Annotated in this window: 20 protein-coding genes and 1 CRISPR repeat array; of the genes, 10 read left to right on the plus strand and 10 right to left on the minus strand. The window is 74.9% G+C overall.

From position 1 onward, the window contains the following. Positions 1-18: 18 nt before the first annotated feature. The 5 genes from K7787_RS32435 to K7787_RS13305 form a co-directional block, all read right to left on the minus strand. Positions 19-99, minus strand: a complete 81-nt coding sequence (locus K7787_RS32435) for a putative leader peptide (protein WP_351515640.1) — start codon at positions 97-99, stop codon at positions 19-21. A gap of 197 nt (positions 100-296) precedes the next feature. Continuing rightward, entirely contained in the window at positions 297-1,022 is a 726-nt protein-coding gene (locus K7787_RS13290) for an LmeA family phospholipid-binding protein (protein ID WP_164394145.1), read from the minus strand. A gap of 205 nt (positions 1,023-1,227) precedes the next feature. Then, a complete protein-coding gene (locus K7787_RS13295) occupies positions 1,228-2,652 on the minus strand; it encodes a hypothetical protein (protein WP_223001515.1) in 1,425 nt (474 codons plus the stop codon). A 2-nt stretch (positions 2,653-2,654) separates the two neighbouring features. Continuing rightward, the gene (locus K7787_RS13300; protein WP_164394141.1) at positions 2,655-2,909 is read right to left on the minus strand and encodes a MoaD/ThiS family protein; all 255 of its coding nucleotides are present in this window, start codon (positions 2,907-2,909) and stop codon (positions 2,655-2,657) included. Positions 2,910-2,979: 70 nt separating this feature from the next. Further along, positions 2,980-4,074 carry an alpha/beta hydrolase gene (locus K7787_RS13305; RefSeq protein ID WP_247720840.1) on the minus strand — a complete coding sequence of 365 codons (1,095 nt, stop codon included), beginning with the start codon at positions 4,072-4,074 and terminating at the stop codon, positions 2,980-2,982. Positions 4,075-4,376: 302 nt separating this feature from the next. On the opposite strand from K7787_RS13305, the gene K7787_RS13310 reads away from it, so the two are divergent. From K7787_RS13310 to mshD, 7 genes are all read left to right on the plus strand, one after another. Then, a complete protein-coding gene (locus K7787_RS13310) occupies positions 4,377-5,234 on the plus strand; it encodes a winged helix-turn-helix transcriptional regulator (protein WP_223001516.1) in 858 nt (285 codons plus the stop codon). 87 nt (positions 5,235-5,321) lie between these two features. Continuing rightward, on the plus strand, positions 5,322-6,344 hold the full coding sequence (locus K7787_RS13315; RefSeq protein WP_078624897.1) for a LacI family DNA-binding transcriptional regulator: 1,023 nt from the start codon (positions 5,322-5,324) through the stop codon (positions 6,342-6,344). Between the two features lie 195 nt (positions 6,345-6,539). Further along, a CRISPR array of direct repeats spans positions 6,540-7,485; the repeat unit is 29 nt; unit sequence GTGGTCCCCGCGCATGCGGGGGTGGTCCC. A 173-nt stretch (positions 7,486-7,658) separates the two neighbouring features. Further along, the gene (locus tag K7787_RS13320) at positions 7,659-8,846 is read left to right on the plus strand and encodes a S1C family serine protease (RefSeq protein ID WP_223001517.1); all 1,188 of its coding nucleotides are present in this window, start codon (positions 7,659-7,661) and stop codon (positions 8,844-8,846) included. 47 nt (positions 8,847-8,893) lie between these two features. Next, positions 8,894-9,397 (plus strand): hypothetical protein, encoded by a 504-nt coding sequence (locus K7787_RS13325; RefSeq protein WP_223001539.1) that lies wholly within the window; start codon positions 8,894-8,896, stop codon positions 9,395-9,397. A 136-nt stretch (positions 9,398-9,533) separates the two neighbouring features. Beyond that, a complete protein-coding gene (locus K7787_RS13330; RefSeq protein WP_009189369.1) occupies positions 9,534-10,274 on the plus strand; it encodes a response regulator transcription factor in 741 nt (246 codons plus the stop codon). Continuing rightward, positions 10,271-11,812, plus strand: a complete 1,542-nt coding sequence (locus K7787_RS13335) for a sensor histidine kinase (protein WP_223001518.1) — start codon at positions 10,271-10,273, stop codon at positions 11,810-11,812. Before K7787_RS13330 ends, K7787_RS13335 begins: the two co-directional genes overlap by 4 nt. Before the next feature lie 326 nt (positions 11,813-12,138). Beyond that, positions 12,139-13,059: a mycothiol synthase gene (mshD, locus tag K7787_RS13340; RefSeq protein ID WP_223001519.1), complete on the plus strand. Its 921-nt coding sequence runs from the start codon at positions 12,139-12,141 to the stop codon at positions 13,057-13,059. A 500-nt stretch (positions 13,060-13,559) separates the two neighbouring features. Here mshD and K7787_RS13345 read toward each other — a convergent pair whose 3' ends face one another. The 5 genes from K7787_RS13345 to K7787_RS13365 all read right to left on the minus strand — a co-directional run bounded on the left by K7787_RS13345 (position 13,560) and on the right by K7787_RS13365 (position 18,773). Beyond that, positions 13,560-14,201 carry an ABC transporter gene (locus K7787_RS13345; RefSeq protein WP_223001538.1) on the minus strand — a complete coding sequence of 214 codons (642 nt, stop codon included), beginning with the start codon at positions 14,199-14,201 and terminating at the stop codon, positions 13,560-13,562. Between the two features lie 377 nt (positions 14,202-14,578). After that, entirely contained in the window at positions 14,579-16,153 is a 1,575-nt protein-coding gene (locus K7787_RS13350; RefSeq protein WP_223001520.1) for an ABC transporter permease, read from the minus strand. Continuing rightward, positions 16,150-17,013 (minus strand): ABC transporter ATP-binding protein, encoded by an 864-nt coding sequence (locus K7787_RS13355; RefSeq protein WP_019982700.1) that lies wholly within the window; start codon positions 17,011-17,013, stop codon positions 16,150-16,152. Before K7787_RS13355 ends, K7787_RS13350 begins: the two co-directional genes overlap by 4 nt. Before the next feature lie 342 nt (positions 17,014-17,355). Then, entirely contained in the window at positions 17,356-18,234 is an 879-nt protein-coding gene (locus K7787_RS13360; RefSeq protein ID WP_223001521.1) for a zf-HC2 domain-containing protein, read from the minus strand. Next, positions 18,231-18,773 carry an RNA polymerase sigma factor gene (locus tag K7787_RS13365; RefSeq protein WP_009189374.1) on the minus strand — a complete coding sequence of 181 codons (543 nt, stop codon included), beginning with the start codon at positions 18,771-18,773 and terminating at the stop codon, positions 18,231-18,233. The genes K7787_RS13360 and K7787_RS13365 overlap by 4 nt, the downstream gene beginning before the upstream one ends. Positions 18,774-19,169: 396 nt before the next feature. Between K7787_RS13365 and K7787_RS13370 the strand changes: the two genes are divergently transcribed. The 3 genes from K7787_RS13370 (at position 19,170) to K7787_RS13380 (ending at position 23,729) form a co-directional block, all read left to right on the plus strand. After that, entirely contained in the window at positions 19,170-19,682 is a 513-nt protein-coding gene (locus tag K7787_RS13370; RefSeq protein WP_164390346.1) for a transglycosylase SLT domain-containing protein, read from the plus strand. Between the two features lie 452 nt (positions 19,683-20,134). Further along, entirely contained in the window at positions 20,135-22,492 is a 2,358-nt protein-coding gene (locus K7787_RS13375; protein ID WP_223001522.1) for an RNA degradosome polyphosphate kinase, read from the plus strand. Continuing rightward, entirely contained in the window at positions 22,473-23,729 is a 1,257-nt protein-coding gene (locus K7787_RS13380; RefSeq protein ID WP_223001523.1) for a CHAD domain-containing protein, read from the plus strand. The genes K7787_RS13375 and K7787_RS13380 overlap by 20 nt, the downstream gene beginning before the upstream one ends. The last annotated feature ends 119 nt before the right edge of the window (positions 23,730-23,848 follow it).

Consider the following 23,848-nt stretch of genomic DNA (forward strand, 5'->3'; position numbering starts at 1 on the left):
CGGAGGCGGAGCCCCCGCTCAGAAGGAGCGACAGAGCATGGCGGCAACGCGGCACAGGTCCACTGCCCGCCGCTTCGTGAGATCCGCCTGTCGCTTCATGATGACGATCGTAGGGAGGGACAGGCGGCCATGTCACCGGCGTGTCGCATGATGAGACGGGATCGTCCGGATGCTGGGATCGGGGCCGGGTGCGGGGGTGTGCCGTGGTCGCCCCCGCCGCTGCTCGGCCCCGGTGAGGGGGTGCGCATCTGCCGTGCGGACGAGGGCGTCTCGCCTGTCGGACAACCGCGGGGCTCCTACCCGGCCAGTTTGACGTTCGAACCCTTCACCGCGATCTCGACGCCGTCCGCCGCCGCCCGCACCGAGTCCAGCTGGATGCCGCCGGGCAGCTGGTCGATGGCCTGCTGGAAGTCGGTGATCGAGCGGACCCGGTCCTCGGCCAGGCTCAGACCGCCGAACTTGGGCAGGCCGTCGGCCGTCACCTTCATCTTGTTGCCCTGGACGGCCACCGAACTGAGCACGTAGACCGGCTGGGGCAGCACCGAGACCTTGAGGGCCACCTTGATCTTGCCGTTGCCGCCGTTCGACAGGCCGATCACCTGCGTGGTCACCCCGGGCAGGAGCTGCGTCGGCTCCGACTTGGCCGTCTTCAGCAGCTCGCTGTAGGAGATGGTCGCTGTGCCGGTGGCGCTGGCGGCGGTGGCCGAGCTGTAGTCGCCGGAGAACGTCACGTCCCGCATGTCGGCCTTCAGATCGTCGATGCGGATCTTCTGGCCGTCCTTGCCGGTGTCCGCCTCGTAGTGCTTGATGCCGACCTCGACGTCGTCCAGCTCGCCGCTCGCCACCTGGGTGAGGAAGGGGAAGCCCTTGATGGACACGTCGGGGGTCTCGGCCAGGTTCTGCGTGGTCCTGAGCTTGTCCGCCGCCTGGTCCTCCGCGAAGTACACCGCGACCCGGTCGACCACGACGAACAGCACTCCCAGGATCACGACGACGATCAGAAGGACTCGCAGCGCGCGCATCCGGTGTTCCCCCACTCTGGGTCCCCGGCGACCGGCCGGCCGCCCGCCGCGAGCCTAGCCCCGGCCGTCAACCCGGCCGGAGAATTGTCGATCACCTGTGACAGTCACCGGCGATGGCCTGTGACAGCCACCGGCGACGACCTGCGGCGGTCACCGGCGACGACCTGCGGCAGTCACCGCCGATGACCCGTGGCAGTGACCCGCGTCATCCGATGGCCCGGCCCAGCACCCACACCACCGGGGCCGCGGCCGTCAGGGGCAGGGCGACGCCGGCGGTGAAGTGGACGAAGCGGGAGGGGTAGTCGTAGCTCGCCGCGCGGTGGCCGATCAGCGCGCACACCGCCGCGCCCGCGCCGAGCACCGCGCCCTTCGACCCCAGGTCCGTCACGCCGCCCACCGCGATGCCCGCTCCCGCCGCCGCGAGCAGGGCGACGACCACCGAGGCCGCCGTCGGCAGCGGCAGGGCGCGGGCCAGGACGGCCACCGCGGCCGAGGCCGCGCCGACCGTGACCGCGTCCGCGCCGCCCGCGAGGTAGCCGGTCGCGAGGATCGCCAGCGCCGCCGCCGCGACGGTCGCCATCAGGCCGTACATCCGCTCGTCCGGGTCGGCGTGCGAGCGCAGCTGGAGGACCAGGGAGAGCAGCACCCAGACGCCGAGGGTGCCGAGGATCGCCGCGGGCGCGTGGTCGCGGCCCGTCCCGAGCACCGCCGCGTCGCAGACGAGCGCGCCCGCGAAGCCGAGGGCGATGCCCTGCCGGGCCGGCCACATGCCGTTCAGCCGGAACCAGCCCGCGGCCGTCACGGCCTGCAGCAGCACCAGCGGGACGAGCAGCGCGTACGTGCCGACCTGCGCCGCACCGGCCAGCAGCAGCCCCAGCAGCGCGGTGAGCGCGGCGGGCTGCATGCCCGGCTCGATGATCGGCGAGCGGCCCTCGGCGCGGGCCCGCTGCGCGTCGGTGACGCGGGCGTTGCCGCCGAGGGTGGCGGGACCGTAGCCGGGCTCGGAGCCGTCGCCGGAGTTGCCGGCGGGGGCCGTGGGGGCTGCGGGAGCCATGGAGGCTGCCGTGGGCTGCGGGCGGGCCGTCTGGGGCTGGGCTGGCTGGGGCTGGGCTGTCTGCGGTTGCGCGGGGGCGGGCGCGGGCGCTGCGGCGGGGGTCTGGTGGTCCAGGTGGTCCAGGTGGTCCAGGTGGTTCAGCGGGGCCATGTAGGCCGTGGGGGCCGCCGGTTCCGCCGTGGCGTCGATGCGGCTGTAGGTCTGGGTCTCCCAGGTCTGCCCCTGCCACTCCTGCGTGTACTGGAGGTCGTCGGCGTGCGGGTCGCCGTACGCCTGCTGCTGCCCGGGCCACGCCTGGGAGTGCCCCTGGGGGTGCTGCTGGGGGTGCTGCGGTGCCTGGGGCGGCTGCTGCTGGGGGTACTGCTGGGAGTGGTTCTGCGGGTACTGCTGCGCGTGCGCCTGCGGATGCTGCTGCTGAGCGTGCGCCTGCGGGTGCTGTCCCTGGGGGTACTGCTGAACGTGCTGCTGTCCCTGCGGGTACTGCTGCTGGTACTGCTGTGCGTACGGGTCGTACCCCTCGTGGGGGCCCGTCCCGTACGCGCCCTCCTGCGGCGTCTCATACGGCCGGTCGGTCATGCTCACCCTCCTGCGAACGGCGGGAGCACCTCGACCGTGCCGCCCTCGATCAGCCGTACGGTCTCATGCCCGCGCGTTCCCACCGGGTCGCCGTCGACGATGAACGAGCAGCGCAGCAGGACGCGCGCGAGCTCGCCCGGGTGCCGCTCGCGCACGGCGTCGAGCGCCTCGGCGAGCGTCTCCGCCTCGAACGGCTCCTCGGCGACCTGGGCCGCGGCCTTCGCCGCCGCCCAGTAGCGCACCGTGACCTTTGCCATCCCGTTCCTCGAAAGTCGTCGGTCGTCCGGTGGTGAACCGGCCATGGACAGGGATCAGGCTAGGCCCTGTTTAGCCCGCCTGTGCGATCGCCCAGCGCGCCATCCGGTCCAGGAGGGGGTCGGGGGCGGCGGTCTCGGCGTGGCCCATGCCGGGCTCCAGCCACAGTTCGCCGTGGTCACCGGCGGCCGCGGCCAGCATGCGCGGGTGGTCGAGCGGGAAGTAGGCGTCCCGGTCGCCGTGCACGATCAGCAGCGGCACGGGCGCGATCCGCGCGGCCGCCGCCACCGGGGACAGCGGGACCGGGTCCCACTCGCGGTGGTGGATGCGGGTGCGCAGGCCCCAGCGGCCGACCAGGCGGCCGGTGGGGCGCATGACGAGCCAGTGCAGGCGGCGCATGGGGGCGGTGCCGCGGTAGTACCAGCGGGCCGGCGCGCTCACCGAGATCACGGCGTCCGTCCGCGCGTCGGCGCCGGGGCTCCCGGCGGCCTCCTCGCGCGCCCCCGCCCGCGCCGCCTCCGTCGCCGAAGCGCCCTCGCGCGCCTCCGCGCGCCCCGCCGCGTCCGCCGCGTCCGTGGCGTCCGTCGCGTCCGTGGCGTCCGTGGCGTCCGTCGCCGCTTTCCCGGCCCTGCCCGCCTCGCGGCCGGGGCCGCCGTACAGCGCCCCGCCCGCCGTGCCCGCCTCGCCGCCGGGGCCGCCGTACAGCGCCGCGTGCCGCAGGACCACCGAGCCGCCCATGGAGAAGCCGACGGTCGTCACGCGCGAGTGCCCGAAGCCGCGCGCCCACGCCACCGCCGCCGCCAGGTCCAGCACCTCCCGGTCGCCGACCGTGGAGCGGCCCCCGGAGGCCCCGTGGCCGCGGAAGGAGAAGGTCACCACGGCCCCGTGCCGGGCGAAGGCCCGCGCCGCCCGGCGTACGTGCGGCCGGTCCAGATCGCCCGTGAAACCGTGTGCGATCACGAACACGTGATCGACGTCAGATGTCCCCGAGGGGTCGCCGGGATGTCCCGCGGCCACCCCTCGCCCGGCCGCCCCGGGCTCGTAGAGGGCGTCGACCGCCACCCCGTCGGCGGTGCGCAGAAACCTCCTGACACGTGTCCGCGCCGCCGCCCCGGACCCCGGCGCCGCCGTTGAACGCGCCACATGACCTGCCGAATCCCCGCTCATGTCGGCTATTCTGCTGGGAAGAGGACTCGGGCAGCGAAGCCCCCGGGTCCTTTTGTGCTTTCGGGAAGCGTTGTATACGACGCGGGAAACCGCAGGTGTACGGCGTTCCTGAGGCGCGGTGGCTCTTGGGGTTCCTCCGGGATTCCCGGGATCCGCGGCGGGTCCCAGGGGCGCGGGACCCGCACCACGACGAAGCGACGATGAGTGCCGCAGACGTCCTCGCAGGGACCCGAGGAGGAACCGAACGCCATGGACGAGCGAACCGTGCACGAAGAACGCGTGACCCGGGCAGGTGGGACGCGATGAGTTCTCTGCTGCTGCTGACCAACGCCCTGCAGCCGTCGACGGAGGTGCTTCCCGCCCTCGGTCTGCTGCTCCACAACGTACGCGTGGCCCCCGCCGAGGGCCCCGCGCTCGTCGACACGCCGGGCGCCGACGTGATCCTGATCGACGGGCGGCGCGACCTGCCGCAGGTGCGCAGCCTGTGTCAGCTGCTGCGCTCCACCGGGCCGGGCTGTCCGCTGATCCTGGTCGTGACGGAGGGCGGTCTCGCGGCCGTCACCGCCGACTGGGGCATCGACGACGTGCTGCTGGACACGGCCGGCCCCGCCGAGGTGGAGGCCCGGCTGCGGCTGGCGATGGGCCGCCAGCACATCGGCGGCGACGACTCCCCCATGGAGATCCGCAACGGCGACCTGTCCGTGGACGAGGCGACCTACAGCGCCAAGCTCAAGGGCCGGGTGCTGGACCTCACCTTCAAGGAGTTCGAGCTGCTGAAGTACCTCGCGCAGCACCCGGGCCGCGTCTTCACCCGCGCCCAGCTCCTCCAGGAGGTGTGGGGCTACGACTACTTCGGCGGCACCCGCACGGTGGACGTGCACGTGCGGCGGCTGCGCGCCAAGCTCGGCCCCGAGCACGAGTCGCTGATCGGCACGGTCCGCAACGTCGGCTACCGGTTCGTCACCCCGGAGAAGGCCGACCGGGCGGCGGACGAGGCAAAGGGCAAGGCCAAGCCGAAGGCGGGCCGCGCGGACGGGACGGGCGGCGCGGGCGGCGCAGGCGGCGCAGGCGGCACGGACGGCGCGAACCGGGGCGAGGCGGACGAGTCCGCGGCCGGCCCGGCGGGCGCGGCGCGTACGGAGGTCGCCGCGGAGGCGTGACGGGCGCACGGCAGGGCGGTTGCGGCCGCACATCCAAGGCGTGATACGCCCTGCCCGCAAGCGGGTCCATCCGCGTAGACTCCGCGCGTGGCAAAGGTGACTCGGGACGACGTGGCGAGACTGGCGGGGACTTCCACCGCCGTGGTCAGCTACGTCATCAACAACGGACCCCGGCCGGTCGCCCCGGCCACGCGCGAGCGCGTCCTCGCCGCGATCAAGGAACTGGGGTACCGGCCCGACCGGGTGGCGCAGGCGATGGCCTCGCGGCGCACCGACCTCATAGGCCTGATCGTCCCGGACGCCCGCCAGCCCTTCTTCGGGGAGATGGCGCACGCGGTCGAGTGGGCCGCCGCCGAGCGCGGCAAGATGGTTCTCGTCGGCAACTCCGACTACGTCGGCGAGCGCGAGGTCCACTATCTGCGCGCGTTCCTCGGGATGCGCGTCTCCGGGCTCATCCTCGTCTCGCACGCGCTCAACGACCTGGCCGCCGCGGAGATCGACGCCTGGGACGCGCGGGTGGTGCTGCTGCACGAGCGGCCCGAGGCGATCGACGACGTGGCCGTCGTCACCGACGACCTCGGCGGCGCGCAGCTGGCCGTACGGCACCTGCTGGAGCACGGCTACGAGTACGTCGCCTGCATGGGCGGCACCGCCGACACCCCCGCGGTGGGCGACCCGGTCTCCGACCACGTCGAAGGCTGGCGGCGCGCGATGGCCGAGGCCGGGCTGCCGACCGAGGGCCGGCTGTTCGAGGCCCCGTACAACCGCTACGACGCCTACCGGGTGGGCCTGGAGGTCCTGGCCGGGCCGCACCGGCCGCCGGCGATCTTCTGCTCCACCGACGACCAGGCGATCGGCCTGCTGCGGGCCGCGCGCGAGCTGCGCATCGACGTGCCGGGCGAGCTGGCGGTGGCCGGGTTCGACGACATCAAGGAGGCGGCACTGGCGGACCCGCCGCTGACGACGGTCGCCTCCGACCGCTCCGCGATGGCCCGCTCCGCGGTGGACCTCGTCCTGGACGACGGCCTACGCATCGCGGGCTCGCGGCGCGAACGCCTGAAGGTGTTTCCGTCGCGGCTGGTGGTGCGGAGGTCTTGCGGGTGCGCTTGATCCCGCCGGGGCGGGGGGTGTGTGGGGGTGCGTGTAGGGGTTGTTTCGGGCACGGTTAGTTCTTCTGAGATGGGCGGAACGGCTTCGGGTGGTGGGTGCGCCGAGGTAACGGAAGGCGGTGCGGATATGGGCCGGCGTCTTGGTAAAGCGGGTAAAATCGACCTCTCCGCATAACATAACCGCAGGTCAGCTCCTGTGATCCCCGCGCATGCGGGGGTGGTCCCCCCGAGGGCCTGTTCGGTCGACTGCTCGCCGGGTGGTCCCCGCGCATGCGGGGGGGGTCCCAGCAGCGAGAGTTCCTCGTTGGAAAAGGTGAGGTGGTCCCCGCGCATGCGGGGGTGGTCCCTCGGCGTCCACCGTGCTCGACTTGAACCGGACGTGGTCCCCGCGCATGCGGGGGTGGTCCCGCTCCTCCGGGCTGACTCGGCCTCAGCCCACGGTGGTCCCCGCGCATGCGGGGGTGGTCCATGACGCCGTCCAGGATGTCCGGCGCGACCGCCCGGTGGTCCCCGCGCATGCGGGGGTGGTCCCTCCGCGATCATCAGCTTGCGGTACCGGCCGACGTGGTCCCCGCGCATGCGGGGGTGGTCCCTCTGCGGCCACTCGGCCCAGTTCCAGCGGGTGGTGGTCCCCGCGCATGCGGGGGTGTTCCCTCGCCGAGGACACGGAGGCTGACGTGCCACCGGTGGTCCCCGCGCATGCGGGGGTGGTCCCCCGATGGCCAGCCAGAGGAGCTTGCCGAGGTCGTGGTCCCCGCGCATGCGGGGGTGGTCCCGCGTACTGGGGCATGTCGAGGCCCTTGGCGCCGTGGTCCCCGTGCATGCGGGGGTGGCCCCTTCACCCACAGCTCCAGGTTCTCCAAACGGTTGTGGTCCCCGCGCATGCGGGGATGGTCCCCCCGAAGCGCTCGCGTTCATGCTGACCTTGCAGTGATCCCCGCGCATGCGGGGGTGGTCCCGACCGCATCTCGGTGCAGATGAAGCGGCTGAAGTGGTCCCTGCGCATGCGGGGGTGGTCCCTTCGAGTGGCCGCACGAGGGCACCCCGCACCCGTGGTCCCCGCGCATGCGGGGGTGGTCCCATCAGGTCCTGCGTGTTGGTGTCGGCGGGGCAGTGGTCCCCGCGCACGCGGGGGTGGTCCCACTGCCCGCCTGCGCGTCACGTGGCGCGACGCGTGGTCCCCGCGCATGCGGGGCTGCTCTTCCGGCCGTCCCGTAGGGGCGCTGGGGGGCTTTATATCGGGCATACGCGGTTCTGTCGGGCTTCTCAGGGGGGCCTCAGGAAGCTCTCATGATCCCGGGTCACTCTCAATGACATGACCGAGAGCATCCGCCGCAGCGGCGAGTACGAGTACCCCCAGGGTGACGGGCAGGACCCGTTCGCGTACCGGCAGCAGCACGCCTCCACCCCCGTGGACCCGGAGTGGCCGCCCCCGCCGGCGTACCCTCCGGCGCAGCCCCCGGCCACCGCGCCGACGGCCGCGTACGGCCACAGTGGTCACGGCGGGGGTTACGACGGTGGCGGTTACGGCGGCGGCGGTCACGGCGGTGGCGGTTTCGATGGCGGCACCGCTCTTCTGCCGGGCGCACCGGTCGGCGGCACCGCTCCCGCTGCGCGGAAGCGTGCCAAGGGGCCGCTCGCGCTGCTCGCCGCCGTGGCGATCGCGGCGGCGGCCGTCGGCGGCGGCACCGCGTTCGCCTTCCAGGAGCTGACCGGCAAGGACACGGTCGCCGCCAGTTCCGCCGGGACCAGCGTGGTGCCCACCAGCCAGCGGGGCAGCATCTCCGCGATCGCCAAGGCGGTCAGCCCGAGCGTCGTGGAGATCACCGCCACCCTCGCCAACGGCACCTCCACCGGCTCCGGCGTCGTCATCAGCAGCGGCGGCGAGGTCGTCACCAACAACCACGTCGTCGCGGGCGCCTCGTCGGTCAAGGCGCGCACCAGCGACGGCAAGACCTACACCGCCCAGGTCGTCGGCACCGACAGCTCCAAGGACCTCGCCCTGATCAAGCTGGAGGGCGCCTCCGGCCTCAAGGCGGCCACCCTCGGCAACAGCGACGGCGTCGCGGTCGGCGACCAGGTCGTCGCGATCGGCTCCCCCGAGGGCCTGACCGGCACCGTCACCAGCGGCATCGTCTCCGCGCTGCACCGGGACGTGACCGTGTCCACCGACGAGAGCCAGGGTCAGGACCAGGAGCAGGGGCAGGGCGGCGGCCAGTGGCCGTTCCAGTTCGGCGGCCGGCAGTTCAACGGCGACACCGGCTCCTCCACGACCACCTACCAGGCGATCCAGACCGACGCGTCCCTCAACCCGGGCAACTCCGGCGGCGCGCTGATCGACATGAACGGCGCCATCGTCGGCATCAACTCGGCGATGTACTCGTCGTCCTCGGCCAGCGGCTCGGACTCCTCCAGCGCGGGCAGCGTGGGCCTCGGCTTCGCCATCCCGATCAACACCGTCAAGGCCGATCTGGCCAAGCTGCGCTCGGGCTCCCAGAGCTGAGGCGGCCATCTCCTGGGGGGACCACACACGGCGAACAGGAGTACGTCATGATCCAGCAGATCGCGCACGAGAAGGCCGACACCGTCGGCGTGACCGTTCCTGCGGGCGTCGCCCTCGCCCTGGCCGTGGCCAAGGAACTCCACAGCCCGGCGAACCTGCCGGTGGAGGGCCTCGCCGACTGCCTCCCGGACGGCCTGCCGGCCGGCCGCACCCCCGGCCCGGCCACCGCCGCCACGGCCACCGTCCCGACGGCTGCCGTCCCGACGGGTGCCGCCGCCTCGACCGGTGCGGCCACCTCGACCGGCGCCGCCGCCTCGACCGGTGCGGCCACGGCACTGGCCACGGCGACCGCTCCGGTCCCCGCCGCTCCCGCCGCCCTCGACCCCACCGGCTCCGACTCCGCCCCCGACCCCGACGAACGCCCCGTCCTCGCCGCGCACCGCATCCCCGAGGCCGCCGAGGTGCCCCAGCTGATGGGGCTGCGCACATCGCCCGCGCGCCCGCACCGCCACAAGGTGCCGCTGCGCCGGCTGACGGCCATGGCGGCTTGAAGGGCACGGGGCGGCCGGGAAACATGCGAGCCTGAAGAGCGTCCCGCCGGGACCGGACATCCCGTAGGGACCGGACATCCCGTAGGGACCGACCGACCGCCCCCCAGCCGCCCCACGACCCGAGGAACGACCACCGATGAGCCCCGCCGACGGCGACCGCGACCGTGACACCCAGCGCATCCTGATCGTCGACGACGAACCCGCGGTGCGCGAAGCGCTCCAGCGCAGCCTGGCCTTCGAGGGATACGACACCGAGGTCGCCGTCGACGGGGCGGACGCGCTGGAGAAGGCCGCCGCCTACCGGCCCGACCTGGTCGTCCTCGACATCCAGATGCCCCGCATGGACGGCCTGACCGCCGCCCGCCGCATCCGCGGCACCGGCGACACCACCCCCATCCTGATGCTGACCGCCCGCGACACGGTCGGCGACCGGGTCACCGGCCTGGACGCCGGGGCCGACGACTACCTGGTCAAGCCGTTCGAGCTGGACGAGCTGTTCGCCCGTATCCGCGCCCTGCTGCGCCGCAGCTCCTACGCCGCGGCCGTGGCGGGCGCCGCCGACGAGGGCGACGTGCTCGCCTTCGGCGATCTGCGCATGGACCTCGCCACCCGCGAGGTCACCCGCGGCGGCCGCCCGGTGGAGCTGACCCGCACCGAGTTCACGCTCCTGGAGATGTTCATGGCCCACCCGCGCCAGGTCCTCACCCGCGAGCAGATCCTCAAGGCCGTCTGGGGCTTCGACTTCGAGCCCTCCTCCAACTCCCTCGACGTGTACGTGATGTACCTGCGGCGCAAGACCGAGGCCGGCGGCGAACCCCGACTGGTGCACACCGTGCGCGGCGTCGGCTACGTCCTCCGGCAGGGCGGCGCCGAGTGAAGGGCGCCGTACGCCGCTACCGCGCCCTGCCGATGCGCTCCCGCCTGGCGCTGCTGGTGGCCGCCGCCGTGGCGTTCGGCGTCGCCGTGGTGTCGGTGACGTGCTGGTTCATCGTCCGCGGGCGGCTGTACGCGCAGGTCGACGAGGATCTGAAGCAGGCCACGCAGCAGCCGCAGCACTACTCCGACGTGGTGGGCGCCCTCAGCGACTGCACCCAGACCCCGCAGGGCTCCCCGAGCGAACTGCGCACCCGCGGCAACTACTACCTCCAGCTGGTACGGGCCGACGGCACCGCCTGCGTCTCCTCCAACTCCGCGGGCGTGGTCAAGGTGACCACCTCCGACCGCCGGGTCATCCAGGAGATCGGCAACGGCGGCAGCCGCGACGGGGTGCAGGTGCTGCGCAACGGCACCGCCAGCGACGGCACGTCCGTACGGGTGCTGACGCTCCCCCTCATCGTCACCCAGGGCCTCGGCACCGAGCCGCACCTCTTCCCCGGCACCGCCCTCCTCATCGCCACCCCCCTGGAGAGCACCCAGAGGACCCTGAACGACCTGGCGCTGATCCTGCTGCTCGTCTCCGGGATAGGCGTCGTCGGCGCCGGCGCGGCCGGCCTCGCGGTGGCCCGCGCCGGGCTGCGCCCCGTGGACCGGCTCACCGAGGCCGTCGAGCACGTGGCCCGCACCGAGGACCTGACCATCCGCATCCCCGTGGAGGACGACAGCGAGGACGAGATCGCCCGCCTGTCCCGCTCCTTCAACTCCATGACCTCCTCCCTGGCCTCCTCCCGCGACCTCCAGCAGCAGCTGATCGCCGACGCCGGACACGAGCTGCGCACCCCGCTCACCTCCCTGCGCACCAACATCGAACTCCTCACCCGCAGCGAGGAGACCGGCCGCCCGCTGCCCGAGGCCGACCGCAAGGCGCTGCTGGCCTCGGTGAAGGCCCAGATGACCGAGCTGGCCTCGCTCATCGGCGACCTCCAGGAACTGTCCCGCTCCGACAGCCAGCGCGGCGAGCGCATCCAGGTGATCGCGCTCCAGGACACCGTGGAGGCCGCGCTGCGCCGGGCCCGGCTGCGCGGCCCCGAGCTGACCATCACGGCGGACGTGGAGCCCTGGTTCGTCCGCGCGGAACCGGCCGCGATGGAACGGGCGGTCGTCAACATCCTGGACAACGCGGTGAAGTTCAGCCCCGAGGGCAGCACGGTGGAGGTGCGGCTCGCCGACGGCGTCCTCACCGTCCGCGACCACGGGCCGGGCATCGCCGCCGACGAACTCCCCCACGTCTTCGACCGCTTCTGGCGCTCCCCGAGCGCCCGCGCGCTGCCCGGCTCCGGCCTCGGCCTGTCCATCGTCGCCCGCACGGTCCGCCAGGCCGGCGGCGAGGTCGGCCTCTCCCCGGCCCCCGGCGGCGGCACGGTGGCGACCGTACGGCTGCCGGGTGCGCCCGTACCGCCGCCGGAGACACCGGGCACCGACACGGACATCGGCCCCGGCACCGCCACCGGCACCGGCACCGGCACCGGCACCGGCTGAGCCAAGCGGGGCCGGGGCCGGGGTCCGGGGCCGGGGTCCGGGGCCGGGGTCCGGGGGCTGCCGTCGAGGGCTGCGGTCGGCTGGTCTGGGTGGCTGTGGTCGGGGGCCTGGGCCGGGGGGCTGCCGTCGAAGGCTGCGGTCGGGGGGCCGGGGACTGCCGTCGGGGGCCGGGGGCTGCGGTCGGGGGCCGGGGACTGCCGTCGAAGGCTGCGGTCGGGAGCCGGGGGCGGCCGTCGGGGCCGGGGGCCTTCCCCCCGGGCGGTGGTGGTGCGTCCTGCCGTACCGCCACTGCCGGGGGAAGGCCCCCGCTCTGTACCCTCTGGACCATGACCAGCGACGACACCGCACCGATCGCCCGCCGGCTCGAGACCGTCTCCGAGCCGACCCCGGAACAGGCCGACGCCGTGCTCGAACTGCTGGCGGCCGCGGCCCGCGAGGACGGCCGGCAGGCGGTGTCCGAGCAGGGCCGGCTCCAACTGCGCGGCGGCCCCCGCGAGGGCGTGTCGCACCTGCTGCTCAGCGTCGACGGCCAACTCGTCGGCTACGCGCAGCTGGAGGACACCGACCCGGTGGAGGCGCCCGCCGCCGAACTGGTCGTCCACCCGGCGCACCGCGGCCACGGCCACGGCCGGGCGCTCGGCTCGGCGCTGCTGGCCGCCTCCGGCAAGCGCCTTCGGGTGTGGGCGCACGGCGGGCACTCCGCCGCCCGGCACCTCGCGCAGGTCCTCGGCCTCACCCTGTTCCGCGAACTGCGCCAGATGCGGCGGCCGTTGACGGACTTCGAACTGCCCGAGCCGACGCTGCCCGAGGGCGTGACGGTACGGACCTTCGTGCCCGGCCAGGACGACGCCGCGTGGCTCGCGGTGAACGCCGAGGCGTTCGCCCACCACCCCGAGCAGGGCTCCCTCACCCAGCGGGACCTCGACGACCGCAAGGCCCAGCCGTGGTTCGACCCGGACGGCTTCTTCCTCGCCGAACGCGCGGGCCGGCTGGTCGGCTTCCACTGGACCAAGGCCCACGCCGAGGAACGGCTCGGCGAGGTGTACGTCGTCGGGGTGCGCCCGGGCGCACAGGGCGGCGGCCTCGGCAAGGCCCTCACGATCATCGGCCTGCGCCACCTCGCCGCTGCGGGCCTGCCGACCGCGATGCTGTACGTCGACGCCGACAACAAGGCGGCGGTGGCGGTCTACGAACGCCTCGGCTTCACGACGTACGAGACGGACCTGATGTACCGCACGGAGACGTAAGTCCCCCTGCGGGGCCCGGGCTTCGACGCTCGGAGGCTCGCGTGACGGCGGCTCCCGCGGTCCCCGTGGCTCCCGTGGCTCCCGTGGAGCACCGAAGGGGCCGCGGTGCTCCACGGCGACGGGGCCGGTGTCGCGCCACCCAGGCGGTGGGCGCGGCTCGGGCCCGGCGGCCCCAGGCCGTCGTCAGGGAGGCCGCGGCGGGCCGTGGCCTCCCGGCAGGACCGGGCCGCAGGCCCCGGGCGCCGCACCGCGAGCGGGGCTGAGGCGGCGCGCGCGTGACGGCGGGTGTTTCCCGTGAAACATCGCCCGCCCGGCACCCTCCCGGCACCCTCCCGGCGCCCGCTCAGGCGGCGCCCGTGACGGCGGCGCCCGGTGGCCCGGCCGTCGGCCGAGGTGGCGGCGGCGGACCGCGCGTGCCTCGGCGTGAGGCGGTCCGCGAGGCGGGTGCCGTACGGCCGTACCGCGCGCCGGGCCCTACGCGCCGCGCCGCGCGCCGGGCTTCAGGCGCCGTACGCCGGGGGTATGCCGGGGCCCGGCGTGCGACGGCCCCGGGGCGTGTACCGGAGGCGGTGCAGGGGTTCCGGCAGGCCGGCGGCGCACAGCAGCGCCGCCGCCACCAGCAGCCCGGCCCACCACCGGTGCGTCTCGGCCCAGTTCGGGTCGCCGGGCGGCACCAGTAGGTTCCAGCGGCTCGGCAGCAGCAGGACGGCCACGGCCAGCGCGAGCAGCGTGAGCGCGGCGCCCGCGCCGGGATCGGGCTCGCTCCGCAGCCGTACCGACGCCGCCGCCAGGGCCACGGCGGTCACGCCGATCGCGGCCGCCTCCAGCGTGACCGCGCCGGCCGGCGGCCGGGCGGCGGCGGGCACGAGGAACAGTACGGCCGTCCACCACACCGCCGCGAGGGGCGCGACGAGCGTCAGTCTCAGCCCGGCCCGTACGGGCCGCCGCACCGGGACCGCCTCGGTGGTGCGGCGGGCGGGGTCGTCGAACAGGAACGCCAGCGCCAGCCCGCCGACCAGCGCGGCCAGCCGGAGCACCAGGAGACCGGTCATCGCGTCCGGTTCGTGCCCGGTCAGCCGGGTCCCGGCGGCCATCGCCGCGCCCAGGACGCCCGCGGCCCCCAGCACCCGCCAGGGCAGCACCCGCCACACCACCCGGACCAGCGCCCACGACAGGGCCGTGCCCTTCGGCGCGCCCGTGCCCTCGCGCGGCCCAGCCGCACTCACTGGCGCATGCCCCGCCTCACGCGGCCCGGCGGTACCCGCCGGGGCGTCTCCCGCCTCACGCGGCACGGCCGTACTTCCCAGGGCGTCTCCCCCCTCGCGCGGACCAGCCGCACCCGCCCCGGCGTCCGCCCCCTCGCGCGGCCCGGCCGCACCCGCCGTCGCGCGCGCCCCCTCGCGCGGACCGGTCGTACTCCCCAGCGCACCCGCGACCTCGCTCGCCCCAGCCGTACCCTTCGCGGCATCCCCCGTCTCCCGCGGCCCCGCCATACCCCCCGCCTTCTCGCGGTCCTTCCTCACGCGACGCACGAGTTGCCCTCCGCCCCGCCCAGGCCCGTGGCCGGGACGTGCAGCAGTTCCGCCGCCCGGACCGTGGAGACGCCGGGCCGGGTCAGCTCCGTCCAGTGGGCCTTGATCTGTGCCGCGACCTCGGTGCGCGGGCGCTGCAGCAGCGTCTTGACGACCGTGGTCTGGCCGGCGCTCATCATCAGCCCGGACGTCGGCGTCAGGACGTACGCGCCGCCCTCGGTGCTGTCGTCGAGCCGCACGTGGCGCAGGTCGCCGAGCGGGTCGGGGGCGGCGCCCAGCGCGAGCCACATGACGGTCACGACCCGGCCGTCGCACACCTCGCCGCCGGCCTTCTCGTCGCCCGCGACCAGCACGGAGGCCAGTCCGGCCGAGAACTCGGGGACGCGGTTGCCGCCCCAGCGGGTGCCCACGGTGACGGCGCCGGGCGTGGTCAGCGGGTCGTAGGAGGGGTCGCTGTCGAGGCCGTGGCGGGCCTCCACGCGCTGCCGCACGGTCAGCGGCCGGGCGGCGACGGCGGCGGGCGCGAGGGAGCGCACGCGGTCGACGGCCTTCGCCCAGTCCGCGGCGCGGCCGGTCCACTCGGGCAGCGCGCAGTACGTCGTCGTGCCGCGCACGGCGCACGTCTCGACGCTCTCCGGGTGCTCGGAGACCTTCGCCCGCGCCGCCTGGAGCGCGGCGGACGGGCCCGCGGACTGGCCGGCGATCCCGGCGGCGGTGGCGGCCAGCGCGAGGACGGTCGCCCCCTTGATCGCGGTGGTGCGACCGCCGCTGCGCAGCAGGGCCGCGCACAGCACGAGCACGATCAGGCCGGTGAGGTAAAGGGCGTGCCAGGCGGCCGGGCGGCCGACCAGGTCGGAGGGGATCGGGTCGGATCCCGCCTCGCTGACGACCGGGGACAGCCACCGGGACCAGCGGGCGTCCGTGAACACCATGAAGTCCAGGGCGGCGACGTACGCGGCGGCCGTCAGGAGCGGGGCGGCGAAGCCGGAGGCGACCAGCCGGGCCAGCAGCACGCCGACCGCCCCGCACAGCAGCACCGTCAGCGGGGCCACCGCGAGTTCGAAGACCGAACCGTGCCCGACCGCGCCGGGCCTGAGCGCCGTCCAGACGAAGCGGACGACGACGAGCAGGCCGGTGAACAGGGCGAACGGGACGACGGACAGGGCGTGCGCGAGGGTGCGCCGCCACGGGTCCATGACCAGCGTGCCGAAGTGCCGGTCGGTGTCGTGGCGGCGGGAGCGCAGCACGGCCCGGTTGGCGCAGATGAACACGGCGAGGCCGAGCAGCACGGAGCTGGTCTGGGTGGCCCGGTCGGCGTCCTGGAGGGCGGGGAAGTCGGCCATGCCCTCCTGGCCGGTCAGCTCGTGCCAGCCGGGGTGCCCGGAGAACGTCTGCCAGAGCATGGCGGCCGTGTACACGACGAAGAAGACGAGGACGATGACCTGCTGGAGCAGTTCGCGCGCCTCGAACAGGGCGAGGGCGAGGATCGCCCGGGTGCGCGCGCCGCCGGGGGGCGCGGCCGGGGTGACGGCCTCGGGCGGGGTGGCGACGGTCGTGGTCATCGGGCGTTCACCTGCGCCCCGGTGTCGTCGAGGGTGAGCAGGTAGCCGTCTTCCAGGGTGGGTTCGAGCAGGTCGGCGCCCTCGGGCGCGTCCCCCACGTTGCGGAAGGCGCCGGCGCCGGTGCGCCAGCCGGCGCGGGCGCCCGGGTCGCGCTCCGTGCTGGACCACACCCGGCCGGCGGCCCGCGCGGTCAGCTCGGCCGGGGTGCCCTCGAAGCGGACGCGGCCGCCGGCCATGACGATCACGCGGTGGCAGAGCATCGCGACGTCCTCGGTCTGGTGGGTGGAGAGCAGGACGGTGCGGCCCTCTCCGGTGCGGGTGATCAGGTCCCGGAAGCGCATCCGCTGCTCGGGGTCGAGCCCGGCGGTCGGCTCGTCCAGGACGAGGAAACGGGGGTCGCCGACCAGCGCGGCGGCCAGAGCGACGCGCTGGCGCATACCGCCGGACAGGCGTCTGATGCGGCGGCCTCGTACGTCACCGAGGTCCACCTCCTCCAGGACGCGGCGCACCTCGCGGTGACGGGCGGCGCGGTCGGTCAGCTCCTTGAGGATCGCCACGTAGTCGACGAACGCGAACGCGGTGAAGTCCGGGTGGAAGCCGGGGTTCTGCGGCAGATACCCGAGGGCGCGGCGCACCGCGAGGCGGCCCGCGACGGTGCCCGGGTCGTGGCCGAGGACGGTGAAGGCGCCGCGGTCGGCGGGCACGGCGGTGGCCAGCACCCGCAGCAGCGTGGTCTTGCCTGCCCCGTTGGGCCCGAGCAGCGCGGTGATCCCCTCCTCCAGCCGCAGCCCGACGTCGTCGAGAGCGACGGTGCCGCCGTAGCGGACGCTGAGCCCGGAGGCGGAAACGGTGACGGTCACGAGGCACTCCCGTGCGGAGGGGGGACGTCGTCGGGGACGTCGTGGGCGGTGGGGATGTGGGGCGGGGCGGCGGGGACGCGGAAGGTGAGGATCGGGGTGGGGCGGGCGCGAGCGCCGAGCCTGGGGGTGGGGCGGGCGCGGGGCGCGGGGCACCTCGCCACGGGCTGTCGGAGGCACGGGCGGGCGCGGGGCGCACGTCGCACCGTGCCCGCACCGGGCACGGGCGAGGCGGGGCCGTGAGCGCGGCGGGCGCGGATCACCGTGCACCTACCCGCGGGCCCCTGGAGGACCGGGCGGGCGCCGGGCGCGCGAGCGCCCGGTCCCGGGCAGGGCGGGCGCGGGTCACCGCACGCCTCCTTGCGGACCGCCGGAGGTGCGAGCGACGAAGTCGAAGCGGTCCCTGGCGTGGAAGAGGAGGCCGATCGCGAGGGCGGCGACGGCCGCGGCGGCGGTCTGGCCGGCCGGGGTGAACGGCGGCAGCGGCGCGTCGCCGTGCCCCCTGGACTCGGCCACCGCCAGCAGCGCGACCCAGCCGCCGCCGGTCAGGGCGGGCGCGAGGACCGGCCCCAGCCGCGGGGTCAGCGCGAGCCCGGTCGCGGTGAGCGCGAGCGCGGGCAGCAGCCAGGCCAGCGCCCCCAGCCCGTAGCCGGGCAGGGCGAGGGTGGCGAGCCCGTTGATGCCGAGCCCCACGGCCAGCACGGCCACCGTCCGCACCAGCATCAGCCGGAACCCGTGCATCGGGGCGACCACCGCCATCTCGTACGTCGGGTCGAGCGCGGGCCCGTACGCCAGCGCCACCCCCGCCAGCGGCAGCAGCGGGGCCAGCGCGAGGAACAGGGTCGGCGAGTCGGCCCGGCGCAGCGCCTCGGAGGCGGCCACCGTCATGACCAGCACGGCGGTCACCGCCAGCAGCCAGGAGCGGCGCAGCACGGGCGTGGCGGCCAGCAGCCGCGCGGTGTGGTCGGCGACGCCGAACCGCAGCAGCAGCCGCTCCAGCAGGCCCGGGCGCGGCACGTCCAGCTCGGCGTCCAGCCGGGCCCACCCCGCGTCGAGGGCGGCCGGGTCGGCGAGGGCGGCCAGCCGCTCCCGGCACTCGCCGCACCCGGCGAGATGGGCGTCGGCGGACCACAGCAGCGGCGGGGCCAGCTCGCCCCGGTCGTAGGCACGCAGGTCCTCCTCGGCCAGGTGCCAGGCCCTCCGAGGGCCGGTGTCGCCGCTCATGCCAGCGCCTCCCGCAGTTGCTTGCGGGCGCGCATGGCCCGCGTCTTGACCGTGCCGGGCGGAATGCCGAGCAGGACGGCCGCCTCCCGGGTCGTGAGCCCGTCGATCACCGTGGCCTGGAGCACCGCCCGCAGCTCCGGCGAGAGCCGGATGAGGGCGCCCGCGAGGTCGCCGTGCTCGACGCCCGCCAGCACGCGTTCCTCGGCGGAGGCCTCGTCGCGGTGGCGCAGCCGGGCGAGCGCCTGGCGCAGCCGGCCGCGCGCGCCGTCACCGCGCAGCGCGTCGATCAGCCGGCGCGCGCCGATCCGCCACAGCCAGCCGGCCACGTCGCCGTCCTCGCGGTAGACGGCCTTGCCGCGCCAGACGGCGAGGAAGGTCTCCTGGACGACGTCGTCGACCGTCGCCGGGTCGGCGCACCGGCCGCGCAGCCGCGCGGCCAGCCACGGCGCGTACCGCCGGTACAGCTCCTCGAAGGCACGCCGGTCGCGCTCCGCGGCGATGCGCCGCAGCAGCTCCCCGTCGCTTCTGGTTCCGCTCACATCTCCTCATCGGCCGAGCCCGCCCCTCCGGTTCACGGCCTGGACCACGGAACGCCGCTGGTCCGCATGATCGACCGGCCCGCTTTCCGTGACGCCCCCCATAGGAGCCGGATCACGTTCTACCGCGGGTCGTAGGGCCGGACCGGCATCAGCAACGGGCAGACCCGAGATCGGCACGACCCGGACTCCGTAGCGGGGTAGTACGTCACACCTTTGCGCCCCGTCCGGTGCGCCGCTAACCATGGCTGTCGTTGCTCCGAGCCACGGCACGGGCCCCGCGGATCACACCGCGGCCCACCGGCTCGGGAACCAGCGCGGGGCACCGCCGCCCCGACGCCGGCCTCGGACCACGACCGCCGGCGCCACGACGACGATCCCCACCGGAGTGTTCCCCTCATGATCGCCACCCGTACCAGCCGTACCGCCCGCCTGCGCACCCTCGCCGTCACCGGCCTCGCCACCACGGGCGCCGCGGCCGCCGCCATCACCCTGATGCCCACCACCGCGCAGGCCGCCGAGCCCGCCCGGGCCGCCACCGTGGCCTCGGCCGCCCACGACGGCCACACCGCCACCGGCAAGAAGGGCTACGCCGACAACCTCGACGGCTGGATCAAGCAGTCCCTGGCCGTCATGAAGGACAAGGGCATCCCCGGCAGCTACGAGGGCCTGCACCGCAACATCATGCGTGAGTCCTCCGGCAACCCGAACGCCCAGAACAACTGGGACGTCAACGCCCAGAAGGGCATCCCGTCCAAGGGCCTGCTCCAGGTGATCCAGCCCACCTTCAACGCGTACCACGTGCCGGGCACCTCCCAGAACATCACCGACCCGGTCGCCAACATCACCGCCGCGGCCAACTACGCCGCCCACCGCTACGGCTCCATCGACAACGTGAACTCCGCGTACTGACGGATCACCGTGAGCCCTGAGCCCTGAGCCCTGAGCCGGGACCGGGGTCGGGGCTCAGGGCTGCGGTCGGGACACAGGGCCGGGGGCCGGGCTCGGGACCGAGGCTCGGGACCGAGGCTCGGGACCGGGGCTCAGGGCCGGGGCTCGGGACCGGGGCTCAGGGCCGGGGCCGAGGCTCAAGGCCGGGCGACCGGGTCCGGAGGTCAGCCGCGGCCCGAGCGCCCGTGTCCGCCCCCGGCGTGCCGGGCCACGGCCGGGCGCCGAAAGTCCGTACCCGGCGGGCTACGGCACGCGACCGGGCGGACGGGCGACCGGCCGGACGGGCCGGGAAGCCCCGCCCCGAACGGCCACCGCCCGGCCACCGCCCGCCGGAACCCGCAGGCCGCACCCCGCTATCCCGCACGTCATGTCGCCGTAACCGGTGATTCAGACTGGCTTGCGACGCTCACTCAATGAAGCCCGCCGTGCCCGAGCCCCCGCCGCCCCCGAAGGGGCCCGCCGCCGCGCTCCCGCCCGCGCTTTCCGACGCGCCTGGATCCGTCCCGGCGCGGAAGAATGGATTCATGAGCCAGTCAGACGCCCAGGCAGCACAGGTCCAGCCGGTCCAGCCGGTCCAGCCCTCCGTGGGCGCGATCGCCGCCCACCGCCCGCACACCGTGGCGGCGGCGGTCTCCGATCTGGACCCCGACATCGACGCCGACCTCGACGGCTACGACGGGTCGGCGGACGACGCCGACACGCTGCCGCAGGGCCGCTTCCTCGACCGCGAACGCAGCTGGCTCGCCTTCAACGAGCGGGTCCTCGAACTCGCCGAGGACCCGAACACCCCCCTGCTGGAGCGGGCGAACTTCCTCGCCATCTTCGCCAGCAACCTGGACGAGTTCTTCATGGTCCGGGTGGCCGGCCTCAAGCGCCGTATCGCCACCGGCGTGGCCACCCGCTCCGCCTCCGGGCTCCAGCCCCGCGAGGTGCTGGAGATGATCTGGGCGCGCTCGCGCGAGCTGATGGCCCGGCACGCCGCCTGCTACCACGAGGACGTCGCCCCCGCCCTCGCGGAGGAGGGCATCCACCTGGTGCGCTGGAGCGAGCTGACGGACAAGGAGCAGGCCCGCCTGTTCACCCTGTTCCGCCAGCGCATCTTCCCCGTGCTGACCCCCCTCGCCGTCGACCCCGCGCACCCCTTCCCGTACATCTCCGGCCTCTCGCTCAACCTGGCCGTCGTGGTGCGCAACCCGGTCACCGGCCACCGCCACTTCGCCCGCGTCAAGGTCCCCCCGCTGCTCAACCGCTTCCTGGAGAGCTCCCCCGGCCGCTACGTCCCCCTCGAGGACGTCATCGCGGCCCACCTGGAGGAGCTGTTCCCGGGCATGGAGGTCCTGGAGCACCACACCTTCCGCCTCACCCGCAACGAGGACCTGGAGGTCGAGGAGGACGACGCCGAGAACCTCCTCCAGGCCCTGGAGAAGGAGCTGATGCGGCGCCGCTTCGGGCCCCCGGTGCGCCTGGAGGTGGAGGAGTCCATCGACCGCGAGGTCCTGGACCTCCTCGTGCGCGAGCTGAAGATCTCCGAGGCCGAGGTCTACCCGCTGCCCGGCCCCCTCGACCTCACCGGCCTGTTCCGCATCCACAGCCTGGACCGGCCCGAGCTGAAGTACCCGAAGTTCGTCGCCGGCACCCACCGCGACCTCGCCGAGGTCGAGTCGGCCTCCCCGCCCGACATCTTCGCCGCGCTGCGCAGCCGCGACGTGCTGCTGCACCACCCCTACGACTCGTTCTCCACCTCCGTGCAGGCGTTCCTGGAGCAGGCCGCCGCCGACCCCGACGTCCTCGCCATCAAGCAGACCCTGTACCGGACCTCGGGCGACTCCCCGATCGTCGACGCGCTCATAGACGCCGCCGAGTCCGGCAAGCAGGTCCTCGTCCTGGTCGAGATCAAGGCCCGCTTCGACGAGCACGCCAACATCAAGTGGGCGCGCAAACTGGAGGAGGCCGGCTGCCACGTCGTGTACGGCCTCGTCGGCCTGAAGACGCACTGCAAGCTGTCCCTGGTGGTCCGCCAGGAGGGCGACGACACGCTGCGCCGCTACAGCCACGTCGGCACCGGCAACTACCACCCCAAGACCGCCCGCCTCTACGAGGACCTCGGCCTGCTCACCGCCGACCCCCAGGTCGGCGCGGACCTCTCCGACCTCTTCAACCGCCTCTCCGGCTACTCCCGCCGCGAGACCTACCGCCGGCTGCTGGTCGCCCCCAAGTCCCTGCGCGACGGCCTGATCTCCCGCATCAACAAGGAGATCCAGCACCACCGGGCCGGCCGCCCCGCGTTCATCCGCATCAAGGTCAACTCCATGGTGGACGAGGCGGTCGTCGACGCGCTGTACGGCGCCTCGCAGGCCGGCGTCCCCGTCGACGTGTGGGTGCGCGGCATCTGCGCGCTGCGCCCGGGCGTCCCCGGCCTGTCGGAGAACATCCGCGTCCGCTCCATCCTCGGCCGCTTCCTGGAGCACTCCCGCGTCTTCGCCTTCGGCGCCGGCGGCGAACCCGAGGTGTGGATCGGCAGCGCCGACATGATGCACCGCAACCTCGACCGGCGGATCGAGGCCCTGGTCCGGGTCACCGACCCCGGCCACCGGGCCACGCTCAACCGGCTGCTGGAGACCGGGATGTCCGACACCACCGCCTCCTGGCACCTCGGCCCGGACGGCGAGTGGACCCGGCACGCGACGGACCCGGACGGCCAGCCCCTGCGCAACATCCAGGAGATGCTCATAGACGCCCGGAGGCGCCGGCGTGGCACAGCGACACCTTGACCCGACGGACCCCACGGCCGCCGCAGCGCCCGTGCCCGCCGACGCCCTCGCGGCGTATCTCCGCAGCCAGGCGACGGAGTTCCTGCGCGCCCTGCGGCAGCACCAGGAGACCGGCGCCGGCGCGGCGGGCGGCCCGGCCGAGTCCGTCGACGCGGCGCGCGCCCTGCGCCGCTCGGCCCGCCGCATCAGCGGCAGCCTGCACACCTTCCGCCCGCTGCTGGACGAGACCTGGGCGGAGGAACTCCGCCCCGAACTCGCCTGGCTGTCCGGCACGCTGGCGCTGGAACACGCCTGCCAGTCCCGCCTGGACCGCCTGCTCCAGGCCCTGAACCGCCTCTCCCCCCGGACCGAGCCCCCCACGGACACTCTGGTCGACGTGGCCGCGGGCAGCCGTGCGGACCTCGCCGCGGGCAGTCGTGCGGACCTCGCCGCGGGCAGTCGTGCGGACCTAGCTGCGGGCAGTCGTGCCGCTGGGGCGGCACGGGTGGGCGCAACGGCACCCGCGCCCGCGGCACCCGCCACCGCGGCACCCGCCACAGCGGCCCCCCGCACCGTCCCCCACCCCGCCCCTCCGGCCAGGAGCCCCGCACCGCCGGAGGCGCGCGGCAACCTCACCGTCGGCGCCGCCAAAGCCGGCGCCCTCCTCGACCGCCAGCTCACCCTCGCCCGCACCCGGGCCCACTCCACCGCCCTCCAGGCCCTCGGCTCCGCCCGCTTCCACGCGGTCGCCGACAAGGTCGCCGTACTCGCCAGCGACGTCCCCCTCGCCCCCGCCGCGCAGACCGCGGACCTGCGCCCGCTGGCCGCCGCGGCCGAGGAACGCCTGACCGACGCCGTCGCCGCGCTCCCGCTGGTCACCGCGGGCCATCCGTACAACGCGGAGGCGCTGGTCCACGGCCTGTCCCCGGACCCGGCCCCGCACCCGCAGGACGCCCCCTGGCACCAGGTCCGCCTGCTGCTGCGCCTGCACCGCTACGCCTGCGAGGCGCTGCGCGGCGGCGAGGACCCCGGCACTCCGGTGGACGCACGCCTGCTGACGGCCGGTCAGGCGCTGAACCGCCACCGGGAGGCCTCCGAGGCGGCGGCGGCCGCGGCCGCGGCGGCCCGCACCCCGCGCATCGCCCCGGCGACGGCGTACGCGCTCGGCGTGCTCCACGCCGACCAGCGGCACGAGGTGGAGGCGGCGCGGTTCGCCTTCCAGCAGTGCTGGCAGCAGCGGACGGTGACCGCCGGCTGAGCCGCACCGCCGTTCCTCCCGGCCGCCGCCTCGTTCAAGCCACCGAACCTCACGCACGCCCCGAACGCCTCCCAGGAGCCCGCCCCCCTCCCCTCCGCCCTCGAACACCCCCCGAACGC

This window comes from Streptomyces sennicomposti (assembly GCF_019890635.1).
Classification (GTDB): Bacteria; Actinomycetota; Actinomycetes; order Streptomycetales; family Streptomycetaceae; genus Streptomyces; species Streptomyces sennicomposti.